The organism is Promicromonospora sp. NPDC110617, assembly GCF_055598465.1.
Map to the genome: position 1 here is coordinate 1,946,780 of NZ_JBVKBM010000001.1, position 22,699 is coordinate 1,969,478.

A 22,699-nucleotide genomic window follows, 5' to 3' on the forward strand; every position below is an offset into this window, starting at 1 on the left:
CGGCTGACTCGGCCATCCCAGGACGCCGAGTCAGCCGGGTGGTCCGACCATCTCGCTGACTCGGCGTCCAGGGATCGGCGGGTCAGTCGGGTGGTCGATTCGGGCGTTCGGGACCCGATCGTCAAACCGGTTGACCGAATCGTCAAACCGGTTTTACGTTGACGGCCCCGATGACGGAGGAGCGTTATGGACAGGCCGACGATCGACGACGTCGCCCGCGCGGCGGGCGTCACCAAGGCGACGGTGTCCCACGCCTACAGCGGCAAGCGGCCGATCTCCGCGACCACGAAGGCCCGGGTGTTCGCCGCCGCGCAGCGGCTCGACTGGGTCCCCAGCTCACGGGCCCGCGCGCTGGCCGCGCGACGCACCGACGCGGTGGGGGTCGTGCTCTCGCGCGATCCTTCGATCCTGGCGTCCGACGCCTTCTTCCCCGCGTTCATCTCCGGCGTGGAGGCGGTGCTCGCGGAGCACGAGATCGCTCTCGTGCTCCAGGTCGCGAGCACCCGCACGGCGGAGGAGCGCGCCTACCGGGCCATGGCGAGCGGGCGGGCGGACGGCGTCATCGTCCTCGACCTGCACCGCGTCGACTGGCGCGTGGGCTACCTCCAGCAGATCCGCCTCCCGGCGGTGCTGCTGGGGGCCTACGACGCCGAGAGCCCGTTCTCCACCGTCCGCACGGACGACGCCGCGCCGGTCCGCGACCTGGTCGCCCACCTGCGCGAGCTCGGCCACACCCGGATCGCCCACGTGTCGGGTCCGCTCGACTACGTGCACTCGCACGCCCGCGCGGGGGCGTACGTCCGCAGCGTCGGCAGCAAGGAGCTGCTGCGTGAGGGAGACTTCACCGCCGGCAGCGGCCGGGCCCTCACGGCCGAGCTGCTCGACCTGCCCGACCGGCCGACGGCGATCCTCTACGCCAACGACACGATGGCCATCGCCGGCTATTCCTACGCCCGGAGCCGGGGCCTGCTGGTCCCCGACGACCTCGCCGTCGCCGGCTTCGACGACGACCACCTCTCGGCTCACCTGAGCCCTGCCCTGACCAGTGTCTCGACCGACCCGTTCCGGCGGGGGCGGGTGGCCGCCGAGCGGCTGCTGGCCGACCTCGCCGGCGAGCCGCCCGAGTCCGTGACGGTCGACTGCAACGCGCTTCGCCTGCGTGCCAGCACAGCCGGCCCCGCACCCGAGGCACCCCACACCGAACTCGAGGAGGAGTTCTCATGAAGCACCCCCGTCTGGCCGGAACGGCCGCCCTGCTCACCGCGGTGGCCCTGACCGCTGCCTGCTCGTCCGGCGGCGGCGGAGGTGACGGCGGCGGCGAGAGCCCCTCCGGCACCGGCCCGATCACGGTCTGGCTGTCCAACAACGAACAGGAGGTCGGCTGGGGGCAGGACGTCGTCGACGCCTGGAACGCCGAGCACCCCGACGAGGAGGTCACCGCCCAGGAGATCCCGGCCGGGTCGTCGTCCGAGGAGGCCATCACCGCCGCGATCACCGCGGGTACGGCACCCTGCCTCGTCTACAACATCTCCAGCGCCGCGGTGCCCGGGTGGGTCCGCCAGGGCGGGCTCGTGAACCTGTCCCAGTTCGAGGACGGCGCGAGCTACATCGAGGACCGCGTCGGCGAGGGCGCGCAGACGTACCTCACCGACGACGGCTACTACCAGCTCCCCTGGAAGTCGAACCCGGTCATGGTCATGTACAACAAGAAGGTTTTCGAGAAGGCCGGGATCGACCCGGAGAACCCGGACATGGCCACCTACGACGACTTCCTCGCGGGCAGCCGCAAGATCGTGGAGTCGGGCGCCGCGGACAGCGCCATCTGGCCCTCGCCGACCAACGAGTTCTTCCAGCCGTGGTTCGACTTCTACCCGCTGTACCTGGCCGAGTCGGGCGGCACGTCCCTGGTCGAGGACCAGCAGGCGACGTTCGACGACGAGAACGGCAAGGCCGTCGCCGACTTCTGGGCGACGATCTACTCCGAGGGCCTCGCGCCGCAGGAGGCGTCGACGGACGACGCCATGTCGGCCGGCACCACTGCGATGCAGCTCGCCGGCCCGTGGGCCATCGCGTCGTACGCCGAGAGCGTCGACGTCGGCTTCATGCCGGTGCCGACGTCGAGCGGTGAGGCGGAGCCGATCACGTTCGCCGACTCCAAGAACGTCTCGATGTTCACGTCGTGCGAGAACCAGGCCACCGCCTGGGAGTTCCTCAAGTTCTCCACCAGCGAGGAGAGCGACGGCCAGCTCCTGGAGGCCACCGGCCAGATGCCGCTGCGCACCGACCTGGCCACCACGTACGCCGACTACTTCGAGGCGAACCCCGCCTACGAGGTGTTCGCCGACCAGGCGCAGCGCACCGGCGACGTGCCGAGCATCCCGAACTCGGTCGAGGTGTGGCAGGCCTTCCGCGACGACTACTCGTCGGCCGTCATCTTCGGCAAGACCAGCGTGGACGAGTTCCTGAGCGGCGCCGCGGAGACCATCAACGGGCTCGTCCAGGGCTGATCCGGGTGAGCACGGCAACAGGTGAGCTGCGCACCACCGAGGTGCGCACCACGCGGCAGAGATGGTGGGGGCGGCAGCCGATCGGCACGCTGTTCGCGCTGCCCTACCTCGTCTTCGTTCTCGCGATCTTCGCGTACCCGCTCGGGTTCGCGGTCTACATCGCGTTCCACGACTACTTCTTCACCGCGCCCGGTGTCGACGTGCCCAAGCCGTTCGTGGGGTTCGACAACTTCGCTGCCGTGCTCACGGACCCGCAGGTGCTGGAGGCCTTCCGGAACATCGGGGTCTTCCTGGTCATCAACGTGCCGCTCACGGTGGTGCTCTCGATGGTGCTGGCCACGGCCCTGAACGCGGGGATCCGCTGGGCGGCGGCGTACCGCATCGCCTTCTACGTGCCGTACCTGACGGCGAGCGTGTCGCTGGTCGGGGTGTGGATGCTGCTGTTCTCGTCGGGCGGGCTCGTCAACGCGGTCCTCGGGCCGCTCGCGCCGGACCCGTCCTGGCTGGTCAACTCCTCGCTCGCCATGCCGACGATCGCGCTCTACGTGACCTGGAAGCAGCTCGGCTTCTACATCCTGCTCTACCTCGCGGCGCTGCAGAGCGTCCCGCGCGAGCTGCACGAGTCGGCGGCGACCGACGGCGCGAATGCCTGGCAGCGGTTCCGCAACGTGACCGTGCCCGGCGTCCGCGCCACCACGGTGCTGGTGCTCGTGCTCGCGATCATCACCGGGGCCAACCTGTTCACCGAGCCCTACCTGCTGACCAACGGCGGCGGGCCCGACGGCGCGTCCGTGACCCCGGTGCTGCTCATCTACCAGCGCGGCATCCAGCAGCAGAACCCGGACACCGCGGCGGCGATCGGCATGCTGCTGGTCATCGTCGTCGGCGTCCTCTCGCTCGCCGCCAACCGCATCAACCGGGAGCGCTGACATGCGACGACAACGCGGGACCTGGGTGCGCTACCTGCTGCTGACCCTCGCGGCGGCCGTGTTCGCCTTTCCCTTCTACTACATGGTGGTGGGGGCCTTCCAGGAGAGCCCCACCAACACCCCCGACCACCTCCTGCCGACCTCCGGCTGGACGCTCGACAACTTCGCGGCGATCGACTCGCGGATCGACCTGCTCGGCTCGCTGGGCAACTCGCTGATCTTCACCGCCGGCGTGCTGCTGGGCACGGTGACGTTCGGCCTGCTGGCCGGCTACGCGATGGCCCGGCTGGACTTCCGCGGCCGGGGCGCCACCTGGGTGCTCATGCTGCTGGTCCAGATGGTGCCGTTCCAGCTGCTGATGATCCCGCTGTACGTGCAGATCACCCGGGGTTTCGGCCTCGGGGACACGTACCTCGGGATGATCCTGCCGTTCGCGATCAACACCACCGCCGTCTTCATCTTCACGCAGTTCTTCCGGGCGCTGCCGCAGGAGATGTTCGAGGCGGCGCGGATCGACGGCGCGAGCGAGCTGCGCATCCTGCGCTCGATCGCCGTGCCGCTGGTCAAGCCGGCCCTGACGACGGTCGTGCTGGTCACCTTCATCGGTCCGTGGAACGAGTTCCTCTGGCCGTTCCTCATCACCAAGGACGCCACGCTGCAGCCGCTCGCGGTCTCCCTGGCCAACTACATCTCCAACGTGGCCCAGTCCACCGCCAACCCGAACGGCGCGATCCTCGCGGGCGCCACCACGCTCGCGGTTCCCGTCGTCATCCTGTTCTGCCTGTTCCAGCGGTACTTCACCGCATCCAACATCGGCTCCGCCGTGAAGGGCTGACCCACACCATGGACGTCACCAGCATGTTCACCCACGCCACGTTCCCGCTCGGGCCGTTCGTCCCGTACGAGAACAACCCGATCCTGCGCCCCCGCGGGGGCAGCTGGGAGTCCGCGAACCTCTACAACCCGGCGGCCCTCGTGGTCGACGACGAGGTGGTGCTCCTGTACCGGGCCCACGCCGAGGACATCGTGTCCCACATCGGGCTGGCCCGGAGCCGCGACGGCTTCCACTTCGAGCGGGAGGCCGAGCCGATCCTCTCGCCGGTGGAGGACTACGAACGCTACGGGTGCGAGGACCCCCGCATCGCGTACATCGACGGCACCTTCTACCTGACCTACACCGGCTGGGACCGGCACAGCGCCCAGCTCTGCCTGGCCACCTCCACCGACCTGCACGACTGGACCCGGCACGGGCCGATGTTCGAGTCGTTCGACACGTTCGCGACCGTGGACCCGCGCGGTTTCAACTGGTCCAAGGCCGGCGTGATCGTCCCCGTGCGGATGCAGGGCAAGTGGTGGATGTACTTCGGCGAGGGCGCGATCTACTGGGCCACCAGCGACGACCTGATCCACTGGACGCCCGGCACCCCCGACACCGAGCCCATGTACTCGCCGACGCCGGGTTCGTTCGACGCCGACCTCGTGGAGATCGGCACGTCACCCGTGCTGACCGAGAACGGCCTGCTCGTCATGCTCACCAACGGGGCCACGCGCACCATCAACCCGGACGGGAGCGTCGACGTCGACTACCGCTGCGGTCAGATCGCGATCGACCCCGACAACCCGACCCGGGTGCTGGCCCGGCTGCAGGAGCCGTGGCTGCGGCCGCAGACGTTCGAGGACCGCAACGGGCTCGTGTCCAACGTGACGTTCGTCGAGGGCCTGGTGCACTTCCAGGACAAGTGGCTCGCGTACTACGGCCAGTCCGACACCACGCTGGCCGTGGCGGTGGCAGACCCGAAGCAGACCTGGGGCGCGACGCTGGGCGCCTGAGCCGGGCCGCCGTCCCCGGGCCCGGTCCGGACCATGCGGTTGCTGCCAGGACGAGTACCGTCCTGGCAGCAACCGCATGGTCACCCGACGCCGCGCGGAGTCAGGCCGTCCGGACCCACGCCGTCGTCGCGCCCGGCAGCAGGCCGTCGGCCAGCGGCTCGCTGGTGACCAGCACCTCGCCGTCGGGCAGCGCCGTCGGCTCCGTGCCGAAGTTCGTCACCACGTGCCAGCCGCCGGGCCGCGTGAAGTGCACGACGTCGTCGGGCGCGTCCACCCACTCCAACGTCTCGTCGGTCTGCAGCTCGTCGCGCAGCGCGAGCGCCGCCCGGTAGAGCTCCAGCGTCGAGCCCGCGACGCCGTCCTGCGCCTCGACCGACAGGTCGCCGTAGCCCGCGGGCTGCGGCAGGTGCGCGGCCCCCGTGCCGAAGCCGAACGACGAGCCGCCGCGCGTCCACGGCAGCGGCACGCGGCAGCCGTCGCGGCCCGGGTCCACGCCCGGGTTGCGGAAGAACGCCGGGTCCTGGTGCTGGTCGGCCGGGATGTCGGCGACCTCGGGCAGGCCGAGCTCCTCGCCCTGGTACAGGTAGGCGCTGCCCGGCAGGCCCAGCATGAGCAGCGTCCCGGCGCGGGCGCGGCGCAGGCCCAGCTCGACGTCCGCGGCGGGCTCGGTGCCGCCCGACAGCAGCCAGGCCTGGCCCTGCTTGCCCGGCTTGCCGTCGCGTGGCGGCAGGGCGTACCGGGTGGCGTGGCGGACGACGTCGTGGTTGGAGAACACCCACGTGGTCGACGACCCCGATGCGGCGGACAGCGCCAGGTTGTCGGCGATGATCTTCTTGTACTGGGCCGCGTCGAAGTCGGCCTCCAGCAGGTCGAAGTTGAACGCCTGGCCCAGGCCGTCGGCGCTCGCGTACCGGGGGCGCCGGGGCGTGTCGACCCAGGCCTCGGCCACCGCGATGCGCGGCGGGGTGTACTCGTCGAACACCTGGCGCCAGCCCGCGTAGATCTCGTGCACCTCGTCGCGGTCCCACAGGGGGTGCGCGCCCGGCTCGGTGATGGCGTCGAGCTCCGCCTGGCTCGGCAGGGTCTCCGCGAGCTCCTTGGTCAGGCCGTGGGCCACGTCGATGCGGAAGCCGTCGACGCCGCGGTCCGACCAGAACCGCAGGGTCCGGTGGAAGTCCTCGCGGACCTCGGGGTTGTCCCAGTTGAAGTCGGGCTGCTCCTTGGCGAACAGGTGCAGGTACCACTGGCCGTCGGGCACACGGGTCCACGACGGGCCGCCGAAGATGCTCGTCCAGTCGGCGGGCGGCTGCGCGCCGTCCTCGCCGAGGCCGTCGCGGAAGATGTAGCGCTCCCGCTCCGGGCTGCCCGGGCCCGCGGCCAGGGCCTGCTGGAACCAGACGTGCAGGTCCGAGGAGTGGTTCGGCACGATGTCGACGATCACGCGGATGCCGGCGCCGTGCAGGGCCGCCACCATCTGGTCGAACTCGTCCAGCGTGCCGATCCGCGGGTCGACGTCGCGGTAGTCGGCCACGTCGTAACCGCCGTCGGCCAGGGCCGACGGGTAGAAGGGGCTCAGCCAGACGGCGTCGATCCCGAGACGCTTCAGGTACGGCACCCGCGAGATGATGCCCCGCAGGTCGCCGATGCCGTCGCCGTTCGCGTCGGCGAAGCTGCGCGGGTAGATCTGGTAGACGGTGGCCTGCCGCCACCAGGTGGGGTCGTCGACGAGGAGCTGCTGCTCGCTGAGGGTGCTGGTCACGGTGCGGGATCCTTTGCTCGTCATGCGGGGTGCGGGCCGTCGTCTATTTTATGCAAGCGTTAGATTTAATGCCCTGGAGAGAGCCTCCAGCGTCGGACGCGAAAGGTCAAGCGTGAGCCGAGCACCCCGGAACGTGCCGTCGTCAGGACTGCTGAGACGCATCAACGCCACGAGCGTGCTCGAGTTCGCCTGGGCCACCGACGTCTTCACCGCGGCCGAGGCCATGGACGCGACCGGGCTGACCCGCTCCACGGTGATCAGCCGGTGCACCGAGCTGATCGACCTCGGCTGGATGCGCGAGGTCGAGCGCGCCCCCGAGCCTGCGGGGAAGGGCCGGCCCGCCCGCCTCTACCAGCTGCGAGCCGACGCCGGGTACGTCGTGGGGGTCGACGCCGGACAGCACCGCGTGCTCGCCACCGTCAGCGACCTCCGGGGCGCCGAGGTGGGGCGGCGGGAGCACCCGATCGACACGGCGCACGACAACGCGCCCGACCGGCTCGCCGTCACCGACACCACGATCGACGAGGCGCTCGCCGCGGCCGGCGTCGACCCCGCGCGGGTGCTGGGGATCGTCGTCGGCGTGCCGGCCCTGACGGACGCGCAGGGCGTGACCCCGCCGGGCCCGAACACCTTCTGGGCGCGCATGAACCCGGGCTTCGCCGAGCACTTCCGCCGGCGCGGCTGGCACCCGACCGTCGAGAACGACGCCAACCTCGCCGCGCACGCCGAGCGCGCCCTCGGGGCGGGGCGCGACGTCGGCTCGTTCGCCGCACTCCTGTCGGGCGAGCGGTTCGGCGCCGGCATCGTGGTGGACGGCGCCCTCGTGCGCGGCAGCAACGGCGGGGCCGGCGAGATGCGCCTGCTCGACTACGTGGTCGGCGTGGGCAGCCCGCACGGCCTCGGCCACCTCGCCCGCGCCTGGGGCCGCGAGGCGCACGCGTCCGGCGTCCTGCCCGCCGACAGCCCCCTGGGCGCCCTGCCCGTGAGCGCGATCGACGCCCCGGCGGTGTTCGCGGCGGCCGCGGCCGGCGACGCCGGCGCCATCGCCGTCGTCGACCGCCTGGCCGACCGGCTCGCCCGGGTGTGCGCCGTCATCGACGGCATGCTCGACGTGGACCGGATCGTCGTGGCGGGCGGCGTCGCACCCGTGGTCGGCGACCTGCTGCGGCGCACGGCGGCCCTGCTGGACGGGATGGTGCACCCGCCCGCCCCGGAGCTCGTCGCCTCGTCGTTCGGGGCGGACGCCGTGATCGTCGGCGCGTCGACGCTCGCGCTGGAGCGGGTGCGGACGGCGGCGCTCGACAGCGTCCGTCTGGGCCCCGGGCTCTCGGTGTAGGTCGCGAACACCCTGCTCTTCTGACGCGCCACCCGGCCACCTCACCCGCAACGGGTGAGCACATCTCGTCGGGACGCCCGGCACTGTCACAGAGCAGACCCGAGCGACGGGAACGGGGGTGAGGTCATGGCCGTCGAGGTCGATGCCACGCCGACGCCGGTGCACCGCACCGCCTACCTCATGATCGGACTCGGGGGTGCCGTGCTCGCGGCATTCGGGCTCTCGGCCATCGCCGAGATCTTCGTGTGGTCGTTCTTCGCGCTCGTCCTCACGATCTGCGTCTATCCGCTCCGTGCTCGGCTCGAGGGCCTCGGCGTGAGGCGGGGCGTCGCGACCTGTGCTGTCGTGTTCGCGGCGCTGCTGCTGTTCGCGCTGTTCGTCGGCGCGTTGTTCGTGTCGTTCGCCCAGTTCCTGGCGCTCCTGCCGCAGTACACGGGCGAGCTCCGGTCCTGGGCGGCCGACCTCGGTGCCTGGCTCACGAGCATCGGGTTCGGACAGCAGCAGGTCGACGAGATCTCGTCGTGGCTGGACCCCGACAAGGTACTGGGGTTCATCGGTGGGATCGTCGGCGGCGCAAGCGGGTTCGTGACGGCCGCCGTGATCCTCCTGACGATGGTGATGCTCATGGGCATGGACTCGTCGTTCGCCAGGACCCTGGTGCGCGGGCTCGCCCCGAGCCGACCCCGGCTGGCGAGCGTGGGCGTCGCCTACACGGTCGGCGTCCGCCGGTACATGGTGGTCACCACGCTCCTCGGCGTCGCCCAGGGCGTGGTCAACTGGATCGTGCTCGTACTGCTCGGTGTACCCGGTGCGGCGCTCTGGGGCCTGCTCGCGTTCGTGTGCAGCTTCATCCCGAACATCGGGTACTTCATCGCGATCGTGCCGCCGATCGTGTTCGGGGCGCTCGTGGGCGGCTGGCCGCTCGTGATCACGGTGATCGTGGTGTACGGCATCGTCAACGCCGTGATCCAGTCGTTGATCCAGCCGCGCGTCGTCGGCAACGCGGTACAGCTCAGCCAGTCGCTCACGTTCTTCTCGGTGCTGTTCTGGGCGGTGGTGCTCGGTCCCATGGGCGCAGTCCTCGCCATCCCGCTCACCCTGCTGGTGCGGATGCTCGTCGTGGACTCGAACCCGAACCTGACCTGGGTTCGACCGGCCCTCGGCGATCTCGACGAGGCCAGGAGAGTCATGGAGGCCCAGGACACGGCGGCGAAGGCAGAGCGGCGCGGTCGACGTGCCGGTCGGCGGGGTCGGTGAGCGCGAGGGGTGCAGCGGTCAGCCGCGGGCGGGCCCGGCGGCCTTGTGGTGGCCCGGGCCGTTGCCGTGACCGTGGGCGTTCCCTGAACCGTTGCCGCCGACCCGGTCCTTGCCCTGGTTGTTCCCGTGGCCGTGGCCGTGGCCCGGGCCCTTCCCGTGGCCGTGGCCGTGGCCGTGGCCGTTGCCGTTGCCCGGACCCTGGTTGTTGTCCTTCACCGGGCCCTTGCCGTGGTCGTTGGAAGGATTGCCGGGCGGGCCGCCGGGGCCCTTGTCGGGCGGGCCCGGCGCCGGGGGAGTCTCCGGCTCCGGCTCGGGGGCCGGCGGGGCGGGCGGCGCCTCCGGCTCGGCCGGCTCGGCGGGGCTCGGGTCCTTCCGCTCGGGCTTGTCCGGCGCCGGGGCGGGGACCGTCCGCGGCGGGGCGGAGGCGTCGACGGAATCCCGCGGGGTCTCGGCAGCCACGTCTGACGCGGGTACGGCGGCCGCGACCGGGTCCGGTGCCGCAGCCGGCTCGGCGTCGGTGTGTTCCTCGGCGGGCGCTGCCGGACGCCGCGGCGGGTCGGCGGGCTGCGCCGGGTCCTGCGTCGGGTCGGACTCGAGGGGTGCCTCCGGGCCCCCGCCGTCGAACGGTTCGCCGTCGGCCTGGATCGATGGGCTGTCGGGCTGGACGGCGATCAGGGCCATGGCGCCGGCCCCGATGGCGAGCGCGGCGGCCACGGCCGCGGCGACCGCGGCGTGCTTGGTGCCGAACGACCGGAGCCTGGTCGCGCGCGTGGATCCGGCGACGCCCGCGATACCGGCGCCGGCGGCGGTGCCGGTGAGGAGTCCGCCGGCGATGAGGTGTTGTCCGAGGTCGCGGAGCATCCAGGAGACCTCGCGGACGTCGATGAACGCGCGGGTGCATTCGCCGCAGCTGTCCATGTGGACTTCCAGGCGGCGTTGCCGGCGCGGCAGGAGGCGGCCTTTGAGGTAGTCGTGCATGGCGGCGCGGGTGGTGCGGCACTCGGGTTCGTTGACGGTTTGTGCGTGGGCGGCGGCGAAGGCGCCGGCGAGGCGTTCTTCGGCGCGGCGGAGGCGCATGGTCACGGCGTGGGGGCGTACGCCCAGGCCGGTGGCGATGTCGGTGACGGCCATGTCGTGGACGTGGCGGTCCAGGAGGATCTTGCGGTCGTCGTCGCCGAGGTCGGACAGGGCGGTGCGGAGCATGGAGACGTCGGCTTCGCGTTCGGCGTCGAGCTCGGCTCCGGCGGCGGGGGGTGTCAGGCCGTCGAGGGTGTCGTCCTCGACCGGGTGGGTGCGGCCGGCCTCGCGGGTCATGCTGATGGCTTCGTTGACCGCTGCGCGTCGCCAGTAGGGGGCTGGGTCGTCGATGGTGCCGCCGGTGGAGACGATCCGGACCATCTTTTCCAGGGCGCGGCTGGTGGCTTCCTCGGCGTCGATGCCGGGTACGCGTGCTGCGACGGAGCGTACGACGTTGGGGCGGTGCACCACCCAGTCGTCGACCGGTGCGTCATCGATGGTCACGCCGATCCACCCCCTTTCCGCGCAGAGCTGTCCCCCACTCAGACGATCCCGGGAGGCGCAGCCTGGGGTGCGCTGCACTGGTAGGAGATACGGGCTAAATGCGTTGATCGGCCTACACGTGATTGATGTCTGAAATGGCACGTGAAAGGCGACGTTCCGCCCGATCCCGTTCCGCCCAGCATACGTAACGCAGCTTCAATATGGCCCGCGACTACGGATGAAATGTGTCTCAGGCCTGCGGTCCGGACGCTGACCTGCGGCGTCACGCGGTGCCGGGAAAACATGCCCGTAGAGGACATCCCCGACATTTCGACCTGGCCCTTTCAGGGATCGCCCGGGCTCGCCCCTGAAACCCCTGTCGAATCCTTGGCCCGCTCCTCGCGGTGTGAGAAGACTCTGGCATGAGGACACCTGAGCACCTGGTCAGATCCGCTTTTGTCGCCACCGCGGTCGTGGCGTGCACGGCCCTCGTCGCACCGAGCGCGGTGGCGCTCGGCGGGGCGGCGGCCGGCCCGACGTCGTCCGTGGCGGTGTCGGCAGCCGCGCCGGCGTCGGACACGGACGAACCGACGCTCGTGCTGCCCGAACCGACGGGGCGGTACCCCGTCGGGCTGACGCCGCTCAACCTCGTCGACGAGGATCGCGCCGACCCGTGGCTGCCCGAGGCGCGCCGCGAGCTGATGGTGTCGCTGTGGTACCCGGCGGTGCCGCGTGGCGAGCTCGCGCCGTACACGTCCGAGGCCGTGTCGACGGCGATCATCGAGGGTGCGCGGCTGCCCGTCGCGCCGGACATCCTGACGACGGTCGAGACCCACGCCCACGACCGGGCCCCGGCGTTCCCCGGACGGCGTCCGCTCGTCGTGCTCTCGCCGGGCGCGGGTCTCAGCCGCGAGTCGCTGACGTCGCTCGCCGAGGACCTGGCCTCGCGCGGCTACGTGGTGGCCGGCATCGACCACACGTACGAGGCCCGTGTGGTGGAGCTGCCGGGCGACCGGGTCGCCGGGTGCCTGCTCTGCGAGCGGGAGAACACCGCCGAGCTCGGCGCGTGGGTCGCGCGCGGGCGCAGCGCCGACATCAGCTTCGTGCTGGACGAGCTCACCGGCGGTCGGCTCGGTCGCCATGCGCCGACGATCGATGCGCGGCGCATCGCCGTCGTCGGCCACTCGATCGGTGGGGCCTCCGCGGCGGTCTCGGTCATGGACGATCCGCGCGTGGACGCGGGGGTCAACCTGGACGGAACGTTCCAGGTGGACTTTCCCGAGACGGGGACGGACCGGCCGTTCCTCATGCTCGGCGGCGCCGCGCACCAGCCGGGCGGCAGCGACGGGACGGACTGGCCCGACAACTTCGCGCGGCTCGGCGCGACGAGCCGGTGGCTGCAGGTCCCGACCGCGAACCACGGCTCGTTCACCGATCAGCTCATGTTCCTCGACCAGCTCGGGGTACCGCTGCCGGGGGACCCTGACACCGTCGGCGGCGAGCGCGGCGTGCGGATCACGACCGCGTACGTGGGCGCGTTCCTGGACCGGCACCTGCGCGGCCTCGACGCGCCGCTGCTCGACGGCCCGTCGCCGGCGTACCCGGAGGTCGAGTTCGAGGACTGACCCGGTGCGCCGACGGGGCAGAAGCGCACCTTCGTATCCCGGGGCCACAACGAGTGGGTCCGGGGTGGTTCGGTGTCTAGGATCTTCCGCATGTCGAGTTCCGTGCCCGCACCGATCCACCCCGCCGTCGAGAAGGTCACCGCAGCACTCGCCGAGGCGGGCGCCACGGGCCAGGTCCGCTGGCTGGACGACGCCGCGACGACCGCGGCGCTGGCCGCCGAGTTCCTCGGCATCGGCGTCGGCCAGATCGCGAACTCCCTGGTGTTCCTGTTCGACGGGACGCCGACCCTCGTGCTCACCTCCGGGGCCCACCGCGTGGACACCACCTGGCTGGGGGAGCAGGTCGGCGCCACGATCTCGCGCGCGTCCAAGGAGCAGGTCAGGGAGGCGACGGGCCAGGTCATCGGCGGCGTCGCGCCCGTGGGTCACCCGGCGCCCGTGCGCACCTACATCGACACCGCGCTCGGCGCGTACGACGAGGTGTGGGCCGCGGCCGGGCACGCCAAGACGGTCTTCCCGACGACGTTCGACGAGCTGGTCCGCCTCACGGGCGGCACCCCGACGGCGGTCACCCCGGAGGCCTGAGGGCGTGCCTGCCCCGATCAAGGGAACTCACCGCGCCGGGACGGTGTGCCAGTAGGCGGCGTTCTGGCTGGTCTGCTTGACGATGGCATCGTCGGTCGGCGGCGCCGGCCAGAGCTGGAGCAGGTACGAGTCGGGAGCCGTCTCGCCGTCGCCGGGCGTGTCCAGGTCGTGGCCCGCGTCCATGGCTCGGAGGTTGTATCTGGCTCGGTGCCACCCGGACCGGGGGATGTCCAACGGGTGGCTGTGGTCGAACGAGTCGAGCGCGTAGGCGGCGTCACGAAGGTCGACCGAGGCTTCGACGACGTCGTCCCATCCGGCACCGACCGGCGGCTCGGACTCGGTCCACTCGACGCGGAACGGCACCTCGCCGGTGTGCAGCCCGGTGACCCCGCAGAGCCGGTGCGGCTCCTGGGCGCCGAGCAGGCCGTTTCGCTGGCCGCGCCGCGCCGCGAGCAGGTCTTCGACGAACTCGCCGGACGGCACGACGTAGAAGTAGGCGTAGTGGACCCAGAGCTGGCCGTCGAAGAGGACTGTCATGGCGGCAGTCTGCCGGGAGCCACTGACACTGCGGCCGTCAGCCGAGCGCACCCCGGCCCGCGACCAGTGAGATCGTGCCCAGCACCAGGAACACCGGCGCCGCGAGGATGCCGCACCAGAAGCTCGGGGCCGCGACGCGGCTGGGCAGGAACAGACTCACGATGCCCGCCGCGGTGATGAGCACGGCCGCGAGCATCATGATCGGCTGCTCGAACACGAATGCCAGCGGCGCGAAGTGGGTGCCGACCACGATGAGCACGGTCGGCGCCAGCAGGTGCCGGCGGTCGGTCCGCGCGTAGAAGGTCGCGAGCCCGGCAATGACGGCGACCTCCAGCCAGAACACCACGATGTAGGCGATCACCGCGGGGTTGCCCGAGGCCATCGCCGTGGGCGTGCCCCAATGGCGGATCAGCGTCGGCAGGCCGAGGCCGAGCAGCACCAGGCCGCCCGCGCTGAGCGCCCCGAGGATCACCCGCCAGACGACGCCGGCCGGTGGCCGCTCCTGCGCCCACCCGGCCCACACGAAGGTGACCGTGCCGAACAGCACCGCGGTGAACACCAGGTCACGAGCGAATTCGACGTTCAACATCCCCGACCACCTCCCGGCGCAACGGTAGCGAACAGTGCGCCCGTTTTGCGTGGTTGGCAGCTGAGTCGGGTTCAGCAGGCTCGACGCGACCATGTCGACACCCGTTACGGACGTCCGGAGCCTGCTGAACCGAAGTCAGCACCAGCACCGGCCTCGGCGCCGGCGGTCAGCGCAGACCCGTCACCGTCACCCGGATCGACAGCAGCAGGTTGGTCGCCGTCACGAACAGCATGTTGCGCTTGGACCCGCCGAACGTCAGGTTGGAGCAGACCTCGGGCAGCAGCAGCTTGCCCAGCAGGGTGCCGTCAGGGTCGAGGCAGTGCAGGCCGTCGTGCGCCGCCGCCCAGATGCGACTGCCGTCGTCGACCCGGACGCCGTCGAAGTGCCGGCGTCGCAGGTCGCGAGCACTTCGCCGCCGGACAGGGTCAGGTCCGGCGCGACGTCGAAGCGCCGCAGGTGCTTGCGCTCGCTGTCCGCGATGTAGAGGGTGCGCTCGTCGGCGGAGAAGGCCAGGCCGTTGGGCCCGGCGAAGTCGTCGGCGACCCGCGTGACCGACCCGTCCAGGTCGCGGCGGTAGACGTGGGTGCCGCCGGTCTCGGGGACGGCTGCGAAGCCCTCGTAGTCGCTCTGGATCCCGTAGGTCGGGTCGGTGAACCACACGCTCCCGCCGCTGTGCTCCACCAGGTCGTTCGGGCTGTTCAGGCGCTTGCCCTCCCAGCGGTCGGCGAGAGTCGTCACGGTCCCGTCGGGGTCGGTGCGCGTCACCGACCGGCTGCCGTGCTCGCACTGGAGCATCCGGCCTGCGCGGTCGATCGTCCGCCCGTTGGCGTAGCCGCCCGGGCTGCGCCACACGCCGACGCCGCCCGTCGCCTCGTCCCACGCGAGGACCCGGTCGTTCGGGATGTCGCTGAACAGCAGCGTCCGCCAGGCCGGCGAGTACGCCGGACCCTCCAGCCAGCTCCCCTCGTCGTAGAGCACGTCGGCGAACGCGTCGCCGCGCACGGGGGCGAACCGCTCGTCATGGCGCTCCCACCGGGCGCGGATCTTGTTGATGGTCACAGCTGTCTCCTTCGTGATGGACCACCATGCAGTTGCTGCCACGGCGGCCGCGGTCCTGGCAGCAGGTGCATGGTCAGTGGGCGGCGGCCGCGAGCACGTCGGCCGCCGTCGTGACCTCGATCAGCGGCGCGTACAGCCGCATGATCTCCAGGGCGCGCTCGTGGTTCTCCGGCGTCGAGCCCGCACAGGCGTCCTCGACGACCAGGACCCGGCGGCCCGCGTCGGCGGCGGCGAGCGCCGTCGAGATGACGCAGCAGTCGGTGGCGACGCCCGCGAGCACGAGCGTGCCGGCCTCGCGGGTGGCGGTCGCCAGCTCCGGACCCCACTTGCCGAACGTGGTGCGCGTGACGACGGGTGCGCCCGCGGCGACGACGTCGGCGAGGTCGGTGATCTCGTACAGCGGGTCGTCCTCGGGCACGAGCGCGAACGGCCACTGGTCGAAGTAGGCGCGCCAGGCGCCGTCGGGCACGGCGGGGGCGACGTACCGCGTCAGGACGGTGCGGCCCGTGAACGCGGGCAGCAGGCGCCGCGTCCCGGCGAGCGCCCGCGGATAGTCGGGGGAGGCCCAGGGGCTGGGCGGGACGGCGAACACGTCCTGCATGTCGATCACGACCAGGGCGGCGTCCGGCCCGACGGCAGGGTCAGCCCCGGACGGCCCGACGGCGGCCGCCCCGCCGCCGCTCATCGCTCCTCCTGACGGCGCACCGCGCGGGCGCTCAGCAGGAGCGTCCCGGCGAACCCGATCACCAGGGCGACCAGTACGCCGAGGTTCGCGAACGCCCAGTTCCCGTCGACCCCGCCGAGGGGGGCGAGCAGATAGCCCTGCCACTGCAGCCAGGGCGCGTAGGTGTTGGTCACCAACCCCCAGCCGATGCCGGTGCCGACCACGACGAGCAGTACGGCGGCCCAGTTCACGGACCCGTACCGGCCGGCCGGGTCGTACAGGTCGGCGTCGGTGTAGTCGCGGCGGCGCAGCAGGATGTCGGCGAGCAGCACGCCGCACCAGGCGGCGACCGGCACGCCCAGGGTGATGAGGAAGCCCTGGAACGGGCCGATGAAGGAGTCGGCGACGAAGACGACGTAGATCGCGCCGACGACCATGAGCGCGCCGTCGATCGCGGCGGCCACCCAGCGCGGGGCGGGCAGACCCAGGGAGAGCAGCGCGAGCCCGGAGGAGTAGATGTCGAGGGCGGCGCCCCCGATCAGCCCGGCCAGGGCGACCACGACGAACGGGATGAGGAACCAGGTGGGCAGGATCGTGGACAGGGCACCGATCGGGTCGGCGCCGATCGCCTCGTTGAGCACCGGGTCGGAGCCGGCGAGCAGCAGGCCGAACACGAGCAGGACGACGGGGGCCAGCGAGGCGCCCAGCGTGGTCCACCCGACGATGCCGCGCCCGGAGGCGGAGCGCGGCAGGTAGCGCGAGTAGTCGGCGGCCATGTTGACCCAGCCCAGCCCGAAGCCGGTCATCATGAACACCAGCCCGCCGATCACCTGCGGGCTGCCGCCGGCGGGGATCGCGGCGACCGTGGCCCAGTCGATGTGGTCGAGCACCAGGATGATGTAGACGACGGTGAGCACGGCGGTCAGCACCGTGATCACGACCTGGAGCCGCATGACGAGGTCGAACCCGAAGACGCCCGCGACCACCACGATGCCCGCCACGACGACGAGCGCCACGATCTTGGTGACCGTGCCGCCGCCCCAGCCGAGCGTGCCGAGCACGGTCGACGTCGCGAGCGTGGCGAGCGCGACGAGCACGGTCTCCCAGCCGACCGTGAGGACCCAGGACAGCAGCGACGGCAGCTTGTTGCCCCGCACGCCGAACGCGGCCCGGGACAGCACCATGGTGGGCGCCGACCCGCGCTTGCCGGCCAGGGAGATGAACCCGCAGAACAGGAACGACACCACGATGCCGATGGTGCCGACCACGACCGCCTGCCAGAACGACACGGCGAACCCGAGCAGGTAGGAGCCGTACCCGAGGCCGAGCACGGAGACGTTCGCCCCGAACCACGGCCAGAACAGGTTGCGCGGCGAACCGCGCCGTTCGGCCTCGTCGATGGTGTTCAGGGCATTGGTCTCGACGCTCGTGGGCGCGCTGCTCATGGTGGCGATCCTGCCACGACGCACGAAGGGCCCGCACCGTCCTGGTGCGGGCCCTTCGAGTGGTGCAGGCCGGGGACGGCCCGGGAGTCAGCCGATCCGGAGGTAGACCGGGCTGTCCTGCCAGATCTCGGTGTACCGGACGGTCTCGCCGGGGACCGGCGCCTCGATCTGCATGCCGTCGCCCGCGTAGATGGCGACGTGGCCCGGGGACCAGATGATGTCGCCCGGCTGCGCGTCGGCGGCCGAGACCTCGGTGCCGGAGTAGCGCTGCTGCGCCGAGGAGTGCGGCAGGGTGATGCCGACCTGGGCGTAGACGTAGGACGTGAAGCCCGAGCAGTCGAACCCGGCGGGGGTCGCGCCGGCCCAGACGTAGGGGACGCCGAGGTACTGCATGGCGATGTCGACGATCTTGGACCCGGAGGTGGCGGCCGGGGCGGCCTTCTCCTCGGTCTTCTCGGCGACGGGGGCCGCAGCGGGCTCGGCCGCGGCGGGCTCGGCCTCGACGACGGGCTCGGGCTCCGGCTCCGGCTTGGGCTCGGGCTCCGGCTCGGGGGCCGGCGTCACCTTGATGGTGCCGGTCTCCAGCGCGAACTCGCTGTCGGCGGCGACCTTCACGGCGGGGGCGGTGTCCACCTTCGCCGTGGTCAGGGCGGCGGTGGCCACCTCGGCGTCGGTCGACTTCTGCGTGGCGTCCTGGACGGCGTCGCGCACGGCCTCGAGCTCGGCGGTGTTGGTGCTCGGGTCGTTCGCGGGGGCGGCGTTGGCCGGGATGCCGAGCAGGGAGATGAGGAGGCCCGATCCGGCGGCGACGACCGCGCCACGGCGGGCGGTCGCGGAGATGCCGCGGGATGCGGCACGGGAGATCGGGGTCAGCGGGGTGAGTGGTGCGTGGGCAGCACGATGGCGCCCGGGCATGCGTGTGGTCACAGCAGTTTCTCCCGGCGCCTACGAGGTGAGCTGTCGGATTCGGATCGGAGAATGACCCGGCCGCGTCGTGCTGGTTGCGGCTTCACCCCAAGGGCACCTCGCGGTGCCCACGTACTTGGTTCCCCCGTCCCTGTCATCTGTTCAGAGCAGATCTCGCGGCGGTGACAGGGCTCGGCGTCCACCACGAGTGCCCACGGAATTCCCCGTGAGCGGGACCGACCGTAGCCCGCCTCGGCGCGAAAGTCACGATCGCGTTACGGACATCCCGGTCGGCGCTGGAGCTATTGACCGGAATGTCCGACCTGCGCTAGTGCGGTGGGCGCCGTCCGGATCGTGGACGGCGCCCGTCGGGCCGCACCGGGCCGAAGGTCCCGACTAGGACATCTGTCCAGGTCGCACATTGTGGTTGTGCGAGAACAGATTGCTCGGGTCGTACTCCCGCTTGACCCGCGCGAGCCGCTCGTAGGTCGGCGTCGGGTACACGGCTGTGACGTCCGTCTCATCGGCCGTCGTGAGGAAGTTCGCGTACGCACCGCTGAGATGTGGGGCGAGCTCGCCCCACAGCCCGTCCAGCACCGGCCGGGCGGCCTCGATCACGGGTGCCGGGCCCCCGGTGAAGGTGGTGACCATGAGCTCCGCCTGGCGGTGCGCGTAGGCGGTGGCCTCGCTCGGCACCCGGGACACCGCACCGCCGAGGCTCCGGATCGAGATCGACGGCGCACCCGGAGACGTGCCGGCCTCGGCGAGGATCCGCAGGGTCTCGGCGACCGACTCCTGGTCCACGAGCCCGTCGTGCGCGAGCACGTGGATGCCGGGCGGCGGCGTCGCGCCCTCGACCAGGACGTCCGCGTACGCCGTCAGCGCCACGTCGTCCTCCAGGACCGTCCCGAGCCGCCGGATCGGGTCGAGCGCCCGGGCTGCGACCTCCGGGTCGTCGCTGTCGACCGCCACGTGGACCTCGACCGGCGCCTCCGGCCCGCCCGCGAACGGGTTGGCGACGTTGGTGATCGAGGTGAGCTCCTCCGGCGCGGTGCGCAGGTGGTCCGCCCAGCCCTGGAGCACGGTGGCGGCCTCGGCCGCCGGGAACGTGATCTTGCCGAAGAAGACGTGCGTGGTGCGGTGTGCCGCGAAGACGAACGACGTCACGACGCCGAAGTTGCCACCGCCGCCGCGCACGGCCCAGAACAGGTCCGGGTGCTCGTCGGCGCTCGCGGTCAGGACCGCGCCGTCGGCGGTGACCATCTCGACGGCCACCAGGTTGTCCAGGGCGAGGCCGTACTTCCGGACCTTCCAGCCGATGCCGCCACTCAGCGTGAGCCCGCCGACGCCGACGCTCTTGGTGTCGCCCGACGAGATCGCCAGGTCGTGCGGGGCGAGCGCCTCGGCGACGTCGCCCCAGTGGGCGCCGCCGCCGATCCGTACGAGGTGGCGCTCGGCGTCGATCACCTCGACGCTCGCGAGCGGGCTCAGGTCGATCACGATGCCGCCGTCGTTGGTGCCGAAGCCCGGGAAGCTGTGGCCGCCGCCGCGGACCGACAGGGTGAGTCCCGATGCGGCGGCGAAGCGGACGGCTGCCTGCACGTCGCCCACGGTCTTGGGACGCAGGACGTGGGCCGGGCTGCCCGCGACGAGGCGCGAGCGCGCCACCGACTCGTAGTCGGCGTCGCCCGGCTCGATGATGTCGCCGCCGAAGTCGCGGCGAAGGGTGTCGAGTGCTGAGGTCATGACGTTTCCTTCCAGGCTGGGGTGCCGAACAACGACTCGACTCGCCAGGCTCGGAAGATGTGACCGGACGGCGGGGTGACCTGGGTCACGCGGATGTCGGACCGTCCCGTCAGCGCGCCCCGGCCAGCACCGCCTCGGCCACGACGAGGTCCTCCCACGACATGCCGGTGGTCTTGACCACGAGCGGCCGCCCCGGGTCGGGGCGGACGGCGCCCGTGACGACGTCGCGCATCGGCACCAGGTCCCCGGCCGTCAGGGCGCCCTCGGCGATGGCGAGCACCACGTCGCCCGCCTCGCGCAGCGCGGCGCCCGGGTCCTCGACGACGACGGTGCCGCGCGCGAGCAGCGCGGAGGGCAGCTCCCGGGCGTCCGGCTCGTGCGAGCCCACCGCGATCACCGTCGCACCGTCCGCGATCAGGGCGGCGTCGAACAGCGGCTCGCGGGCTGACGTCGCGCACACCACGACGTCGGCGGCGCTGAGCGCGTCGTCGGTCCCCGGCCCGCCCAGCCGGACGGCGGTGGCGCCGGCGATCCGCGCGCCCTCCGTCCGGGCGACCCGGTCCGGGTCCCGGACGAGCTGGGTGATGTCGAGCGGTCGCCGGTCGCCCAGGGTGTCCGCGAGCGTCGCGACGTGCCCGTGGGCCTGTGGTCCCGCACCGATGACGGCGACGCGGAGGGGATCGGCGACGCGGAGCGGGCCCTCGGCGTCGAGCAGCCGGTCCAGCACTGCCGCGACCGACACGGCGGGGGTGCGCAGCGTGGTCAGCGCGATGCCGTCCAGCACGGCGACGACGCCGAGCGTGGCGGCGTCGAGCAGCAGGTAGGAGCCCTGGACGCGGGGCAGTCCGAGGGCCGCGTTGGCGGGGGCGACCGTGGCGACCTTGATCCCGACGTGCGCCCGGTCGCCGCCGCCGTCGGACGGCATGAGCAGCAGCTCGCCGGCCGCCACCGGCACGCCCTGGCGGGGCAGGTCGACGGCCGGGTTCAGTCCGGCCGCGAGGGCGGCGCGCAGGGCGGCGACGGCGTCGGCGGGGGAACAGGCGGCGGCCACGGCCGCGGCGTCCAGCACGAGGGGCGCGCTCATCGCAGCACGAACCCGGGCACGAGGGTGTCGGCGGGGTCGACCACGAACCGGTGCTCGCCCGTGCGGTACGCCGTGCCGGTGACCTGGGGGAGCACGGCGGGCAGGTCGCCCACCCGCGTGGTCCCGACGACGGCGCCCGTGAACGTCGAGCCGACGATCGAGGTGTGTTCCAGCACGGGGCCGCCGACGCCGACCCGGCCGTCGTCGGCCAGCACGGCCAGCCGGGCGCACGTGCCCGAACCGCAGGGCGACCGGTCGACCTGGCCGTCGGCGAAGACCGTGACGTTGCGCTGGCGCACGGTTCCGTCGGTGCTGGTGCCGAGGTCCTCGAACAGGATGGTGCCGTAGACGCCGCTCAGGCGCGGGTCGGTGGGGTGAGCGGCGAGCCCGTCGGCGTCGAGCGCGTGCTTGATCTCGCGCCCGACGGCGATGAGGTCCGCGTAGCTCGCCGGGTCGACCGACAGGCCGAGGCTCGCGACGTCGACGCTCGCATAGATCGCGCCGCCGTAGGTCAGGGTTGCGGACGCCGTGCCGCGCGCCGTGGGTACGGCGACGTCGCGGGCCAGCACGTAGCTGGGCACGTTGACGAAGTCGACGCCGACCGTGCGTCCGCCGGCGCGGTGCACCCGGGCGGTGACGCGGCCGGACGGGACGTCCACGACGACGTCGACGGTGCCGTCGTCGGGCGCCGCCACCCGGCCGGTGTCGACGGCCCAGGCGCCCAGGGCGATGGTGCCGTGCCCGCAGGCGGTCGAGAAGCCGTCCTTGTGCCAGAAGAGCACGCCGAGGTGGGCGCCGTCGTCGTCCGGCGGCACGATGAACCCGCCGTACATGTCCGCGTGCCCGCGCGGCTCGGAGCACAGCAGCCGCCGCAGCTCCTGGGCCTCGGTGCTCGCCAGGGCGCGGGCGCGGCGGTCGGCCACCGAGTCGCCCGGCAGCGGCACGGGCGGCTTCGCGACGATCCGGAACGGCTCACCCGCGGTGTGGTAGTCGGTGGTGGCGACGGTCTGCGTGATCACGCGGCCATCCTCGGGTATCCGCGCGGGGCCGCCAAGGGTGTGGCGCCGTCACAGGGCTGGGTCGGCCGCAGCGATCGCCCGTGCGGTGCGTGGAGCCTCGACCTCAAGGCTCTTGAGCACGTCGGCGACCGTCGCGCCGTCCGGCCAGGTCGCACCGATGTCGTCAACGATCTGCGTCAGGACGTGCCAGTCGTTCCGGGGCGAGGTCCGGTCGATTGGCCAAGAGGTTCCGGAAGACCTCGTCCAGGATCTGATCGGTCCACCGGGGTGTCACGAGTCGCTCCAGGCCTGCCCGGATCAGGACGTCACGCAGGGTGGAGGG

Annotated in this window: 19 protein-coding genes, 1 pseudogene and 1 riboswitch; of the genes and pseudogenes, 9 read left to right on the forward strand and 11 right to left on the reverse strand. The window is 72.2% G+C overall.

The features are described from left to right. Positions 1-186: 186 nt before the first annotated feature. The 5 genes from ACZ7LE_RS08530 to ACZ7LE_RS08550 are packed head-to-tail and all read left to right on the forward strand — an operon-like array spanning position 187 to position 5,266. A complete protein-coding gene (locus tag ACZ7LE_RS08530; RefSeq protein WP_470402856.1) occupies positions 187-1,224 on the forward strand; it encodes a LacI family DNA-binding transcriptional regulator in 1,038 nt (345 codons plus the stop codon). Next, positions 1,221-2,507 (forward strand): extracellular solute-binding protein, encoded by a 1,287-nt coding sequence (locus ACZ7LE_RS08535; protein ID WP_470402857.1) that lies wholly within the window; start codon positions 1,221-1,223, stop codon positions 2,505-2,507. Before ACZ7LE_RS08530 ends, ACZ7LE_RS08535 begins: the two co-directional genes overlap by 4 nt. A 5-nt stretch (positions 2,508-2,512) precedes the next feature. Next, a complete protein-coding gene (locus ACZ7LE_RS08540; RefSeq protein ID WP_470402858.1) occupies positions 2,513-3,436 on the forward strand; it encodes a carbohydrate ABC transporter permease in 924 nt (307 codons plus the stop codon). Between the two features lies 1 nt (position 3,437). Then, entirely contained in the window at positions 3,438-4,271 is an 834-nt protein-coding gene (locus ACZ7LE_RS08545; protein ID WP_470402859.1) for a carbohydrate ABC transporter permease, read from the forward strand. 8 nt (positions 4,272-4,279) lie between these two features. Then, positions 4,280-5,266, forward strand: a complete 987-nt coding sequence (locus ACZ7LE_RS08550; RefSeq protein WP_470402860.1) for a glycoside hydrolase family 130 protein — start codon at positions 4,280-4,282, stop codon at positions 5,264-5,266. A 100-nt stretch (positions 5,267-5,366) separates the two neighbouring features. On the opposite strand, the gene ACZ7LE_RS08555 is transcribed toward ACZ7LE_RS08550, so the two are convergent. Next, positions 5,367-7,049, reverse strand: coding sequence for a glycoside hydrolase family 13 protein (locus ACZ7LE_RS08555; RefSeq protein WP_470402861.1), 1,683 nt, complete (start codon positions 7,047-7,049; stop codon positions 5,367-5,369). 88 nt (positions 7,050-7,137) lie between these two features. On the opposite strand from ACZ7LE_RS08555, the gene ACZ7LE_RS08560 reads away from it, so the two are divergent. After that, entirely contained in the window at positions 7,138-8,361 is a 1,224-nt protein-coding gene (locus ACZ7LE_RS08560) for an ROK family protein (protein WP_470402862.1), read from the forward strand. 126 nt (positions 8,362-8,487) lie between these two features. Continuing rightward, a complete protein-coding gene (locus ACZ7LE_RS08565; RefSeq protein ID WP_470402863.1) occupies positions 8,488-9,618 on the forward strand; it encodes an AI-2E family transporter in 1,131 nt (376 codons plus the stop codon). A gap of 18 nt (positions 9,619-9,636) precedes the next feature. Here the strand turns inward: ACZ7LE_RS08565 and ACZ7LE_RS08570 are convergent, their stop codons facing one another. After that, positions 9,637-11,139: an RNA polymerase sigma factor gene (locus tag ACZ7LE_RS08570; RefSeq protein ID WP_470402864.1), complete on the reverse strand. Its 1,503-nt coding sequence runs from the start codon at positions 11,137-11,139 to the stop codon at positions 9,637-9,639. Between the two features lie 401 nt (positions 11,140-11,540). Between ACZ7LE_RS08570 and ACZ7LE_RS08575 the strand changes: the two genes are divergently transcribed. Both ACZ7LE_RS08575 and ACZ7LE_RS08580 read left to right on the forward strand, forming a co-directional pair. Further along, positions 11,541-12,743, forward strand: coding sequence for an alpha/beta hydrolase family protein (locus ACZ7LE_RS08575; RefSeq protein ID WP_470402865.1), 1,203 nt, complete (start codon positions 11,541-11,543; stop codon positions 12,741-12,743). Between the two features lie 90 nt (positions 12,744-12,833). After that, a complete protein-coding gene (locus ACZ7LE_RS08580; RefSeq protein ID WP_470402866.1) occupies positions 12,834-13,328 on the forward strand; it encodes a YbaK/EbsC family protein in 495 nt (164 codons plus the stop codon). 27 nt (positions 13,329-13,355) lie between these two features. Here the strand turns inward: ACZ7LE_RS08580 and ACZ7LE_RS08585 are convergent, their stop codons facing one another. The 9 genes and pseudogenes from ACZ7LE_RS08585 to ACZ7LE_RS08625 form a co-directional block, all read right to left on the reverse strand. Further along, positions 13,356-13,865, reverse strand: a complete 510-nt coding sequence (locus ACZ7LE_RS08585; RefSeq protein ID WP_470402867.1) for a hypothetical protein — start codon at positions 13,863-13,865, stop codon at positions 13,356-13,358. A 37-nt stretch (positions 13,866-13,902) separates the two neighbouring features. Further along, positions 13,903-14,454 carry a hypothetical protein gene (locus ACZ7LE_RS08590; protein ID WP_470402868.1) on the reverse strand — a complete coding sequence of 184 codons (552 nt, stop codon included), beginning with the start codon at positions 14,452-14,454 and terminating at the stop codon, positions 13,903-13,905. 166 nt (positions 14,455-14,620) lie between these two features. Next, positions 14,621-15,555 (reverse strand): annotated as a pseudogene (locus ACZ7LE_RS08595) (SMP-30/gluconolactonase/LRE family protein). Between the two features lie 31 nt (positions 15,556-15,586). After that, positions 15,587-16,198 (reverse strand): cysteine hydrolase family protein, encoded by a 612-nt coding sequence (locus ACZ7LE_RS08600; RefSeq protein ID WP_470402869.1) that lies wholly within the window; start codon positions 16,196-16,198, stop codon positions 15,587-15,589. Beyond that, positions 16,195-17,622: a purine-cytosine permease family protein gene (locus ACZ7LE_RS08605; protein ID WP_470402870.1), complete on the reverse strand. Its 1,428-nt coding sequence runs from the start codon at positions 17,620-17,622 to the stop codon at positions 16,195-16,197. The genes ACZ7LE_RS08600 and ACZ7LE_RS08605 overlap by 4 nt, the downstream gene beginning before the upstream one ends. 87 nt (positions 17,623-17,709) lie before the next feature. Then, positions 17,710-18,549, reverse strand: coding sequence for a C40 family peptidase (locus ACZ7LE_RS08610; RefSeq protein WP_470402871.1), 840 nt, complete (start codon positions 18,547-18,549; stop codon positions 17,710-17,712). A gap of 3 nt (positions 18,550-18,552) precedes the next feature. After that, positions 18,553-18,706, reverse strand: a riboswitch (cyclic di-AMP (ydaO/yuaA leader). A 218-nt stretch (positions 18,707-18,924) separates the two neighbouring features. Continuing rightward, on the reverse strand, positions 18,925-20,274 hold the full coding sequence (locus ACZ7LE_RS08615) for an FAD-binding oxidoreductase (RefSeq protein ID WP_470402872.1): 1,350 nt from the start codon (positions 20,272-20,274) through the stop codon (positions 18,925-18,927). Positions 20,275-20,383: 109 nt separating this feature from the next. After that, positions 20,384-21,358 (reverse strand): ornithine cyclodeaminase family protein, encoded by a 975-nt coding sequence (locus ACZ7LE_RS08620; protein ID WP_470402873.1) that lies wholly within the window; start codon positions 21,356-21,358, stop codon positions 20,384-20,386. Next, a complete protein-coding gene (locus ACZ7LE_RS08625; RefSeq protein ID WP_470402874.1) occupies positions 21,355-22,377 on the reverse strand; it encodes a proline racemase family protein in 1,023 nt (340 codons plus the stop codon). Before ACZ7LE_RS08625 ends, ACZ7LE_RS08620 begins: the two co-directional genes overlap by 4 nt. Between the last annotated feature and the right edge of the window lie 322 nt (positions 22,378-22,699).

Excerpts from the sequence above, each read along its gene's own strand:
- ACZ7LE_RS08580 (WP_470402866.1), top strand. The coding sequence starts at position 12,834 with ATGTCGAGTTCCGTGCCCGCACCGATCCACCCCGCCGTCGAGAAGGTC.
- ACZ7LE_RS08590 (WP_470402868.1), bottom strand. The coding sequence starts at position 14,454 with ATGTTGAACGTCGAATTCGCTCGTGACCTGGTGTTCACCGCGGTGCTG.
- ACZ7LE_RS08605 (WP_470402870.1), bottom strand. The coding sequence starts at position 17,622 with ATGAGCAGCGCGCCCACGAGCGTCGAGACCAATGCCCTGAACACCATC.
- ACZ7LE_RS08555 (WP_470402861.1), bottom strand. The coding sequence starts at position 7,049 with ATGACGAGCAAAGGATCCCGCACCGTGACCAGCACCCTCAGCGAGCAG.
- ACZ7LE_RS08615 (WP_470402872.1), bottom strand. The coding sequence starts at position 20,274 with ATGACCTCAGCACTCGACACCCTTCGCCGCGACTTCGGCGGCGACATC.
- ACZ7LE_RS08545 (WP_470402859.1), top strand. The coding sequence starts at position 3,438 with ATGCGACGACAACGCGGGACCTGGGTGCGCTACCTGCTGCTGACCCTC.
- ACZ7LE_RS08535 (WP_470402857.1), top strand. The coding sequence starts at position 1,221 with ATGAAGCACCCCCGTCTGGCCGGAACGGCCGCCCTGCTCACCGCGGTG.
- ACZ7LE_RS08550 (WP_470402860.1), top strand. The coding sequence starts at position 4,280 with ATGGACGTCACCAGCATGTTCACCCACGCCACGTTCCCGCTCGGGCCG.
- ACZ7LE_RS08530 (WP_470402856.1), top strand. The coding sequence starts at position 187 with ATGGACAGGCCGACGATCGACGACGTCGCCCGCGCGGCGGGCGTCACC.
- ACZ7LE_RS08620 (WP_470402873.1), bottom strand. The coding sequence starts at position 21,358 with ATGAGCGCGCCCCTCGTGCTGGACGCCGCGGCCGTGGCCGCCGCCTGT.
- ACZ7LE_RS08585 (WP_470402867.1), bottom strand. The coding sequence starts at position 13,865 with ATGACAGTCCTCTTCGACGGCCAGCTCTGGGTCCACTACGCCTACTTC.
- ACZ7LE_RS08565 (WP_470402863.1), top strand. The coding sequence starts at position 8,488 with ATGGCCGTCGAGGTCGATGCCACGCCGACGCCGGTGCACCGCACCGCC.
- ACZ7LE_RS08575 (WP_470402865.1), top strand. The coding sequence starts at position 11,541 with ATGAGGACACCTGAGCACCTGGTCAGATCCGCTTTTGTCGCCACCGCG.
- ACZ7LE_RS08600 (WP_470402869.1), bottom strand. The coding sequence starts at position 16,198 with ATGAGCGGCGGCGGGGCGGCCGCCGTCGGGCCGTCCGGGGCTGACCCT.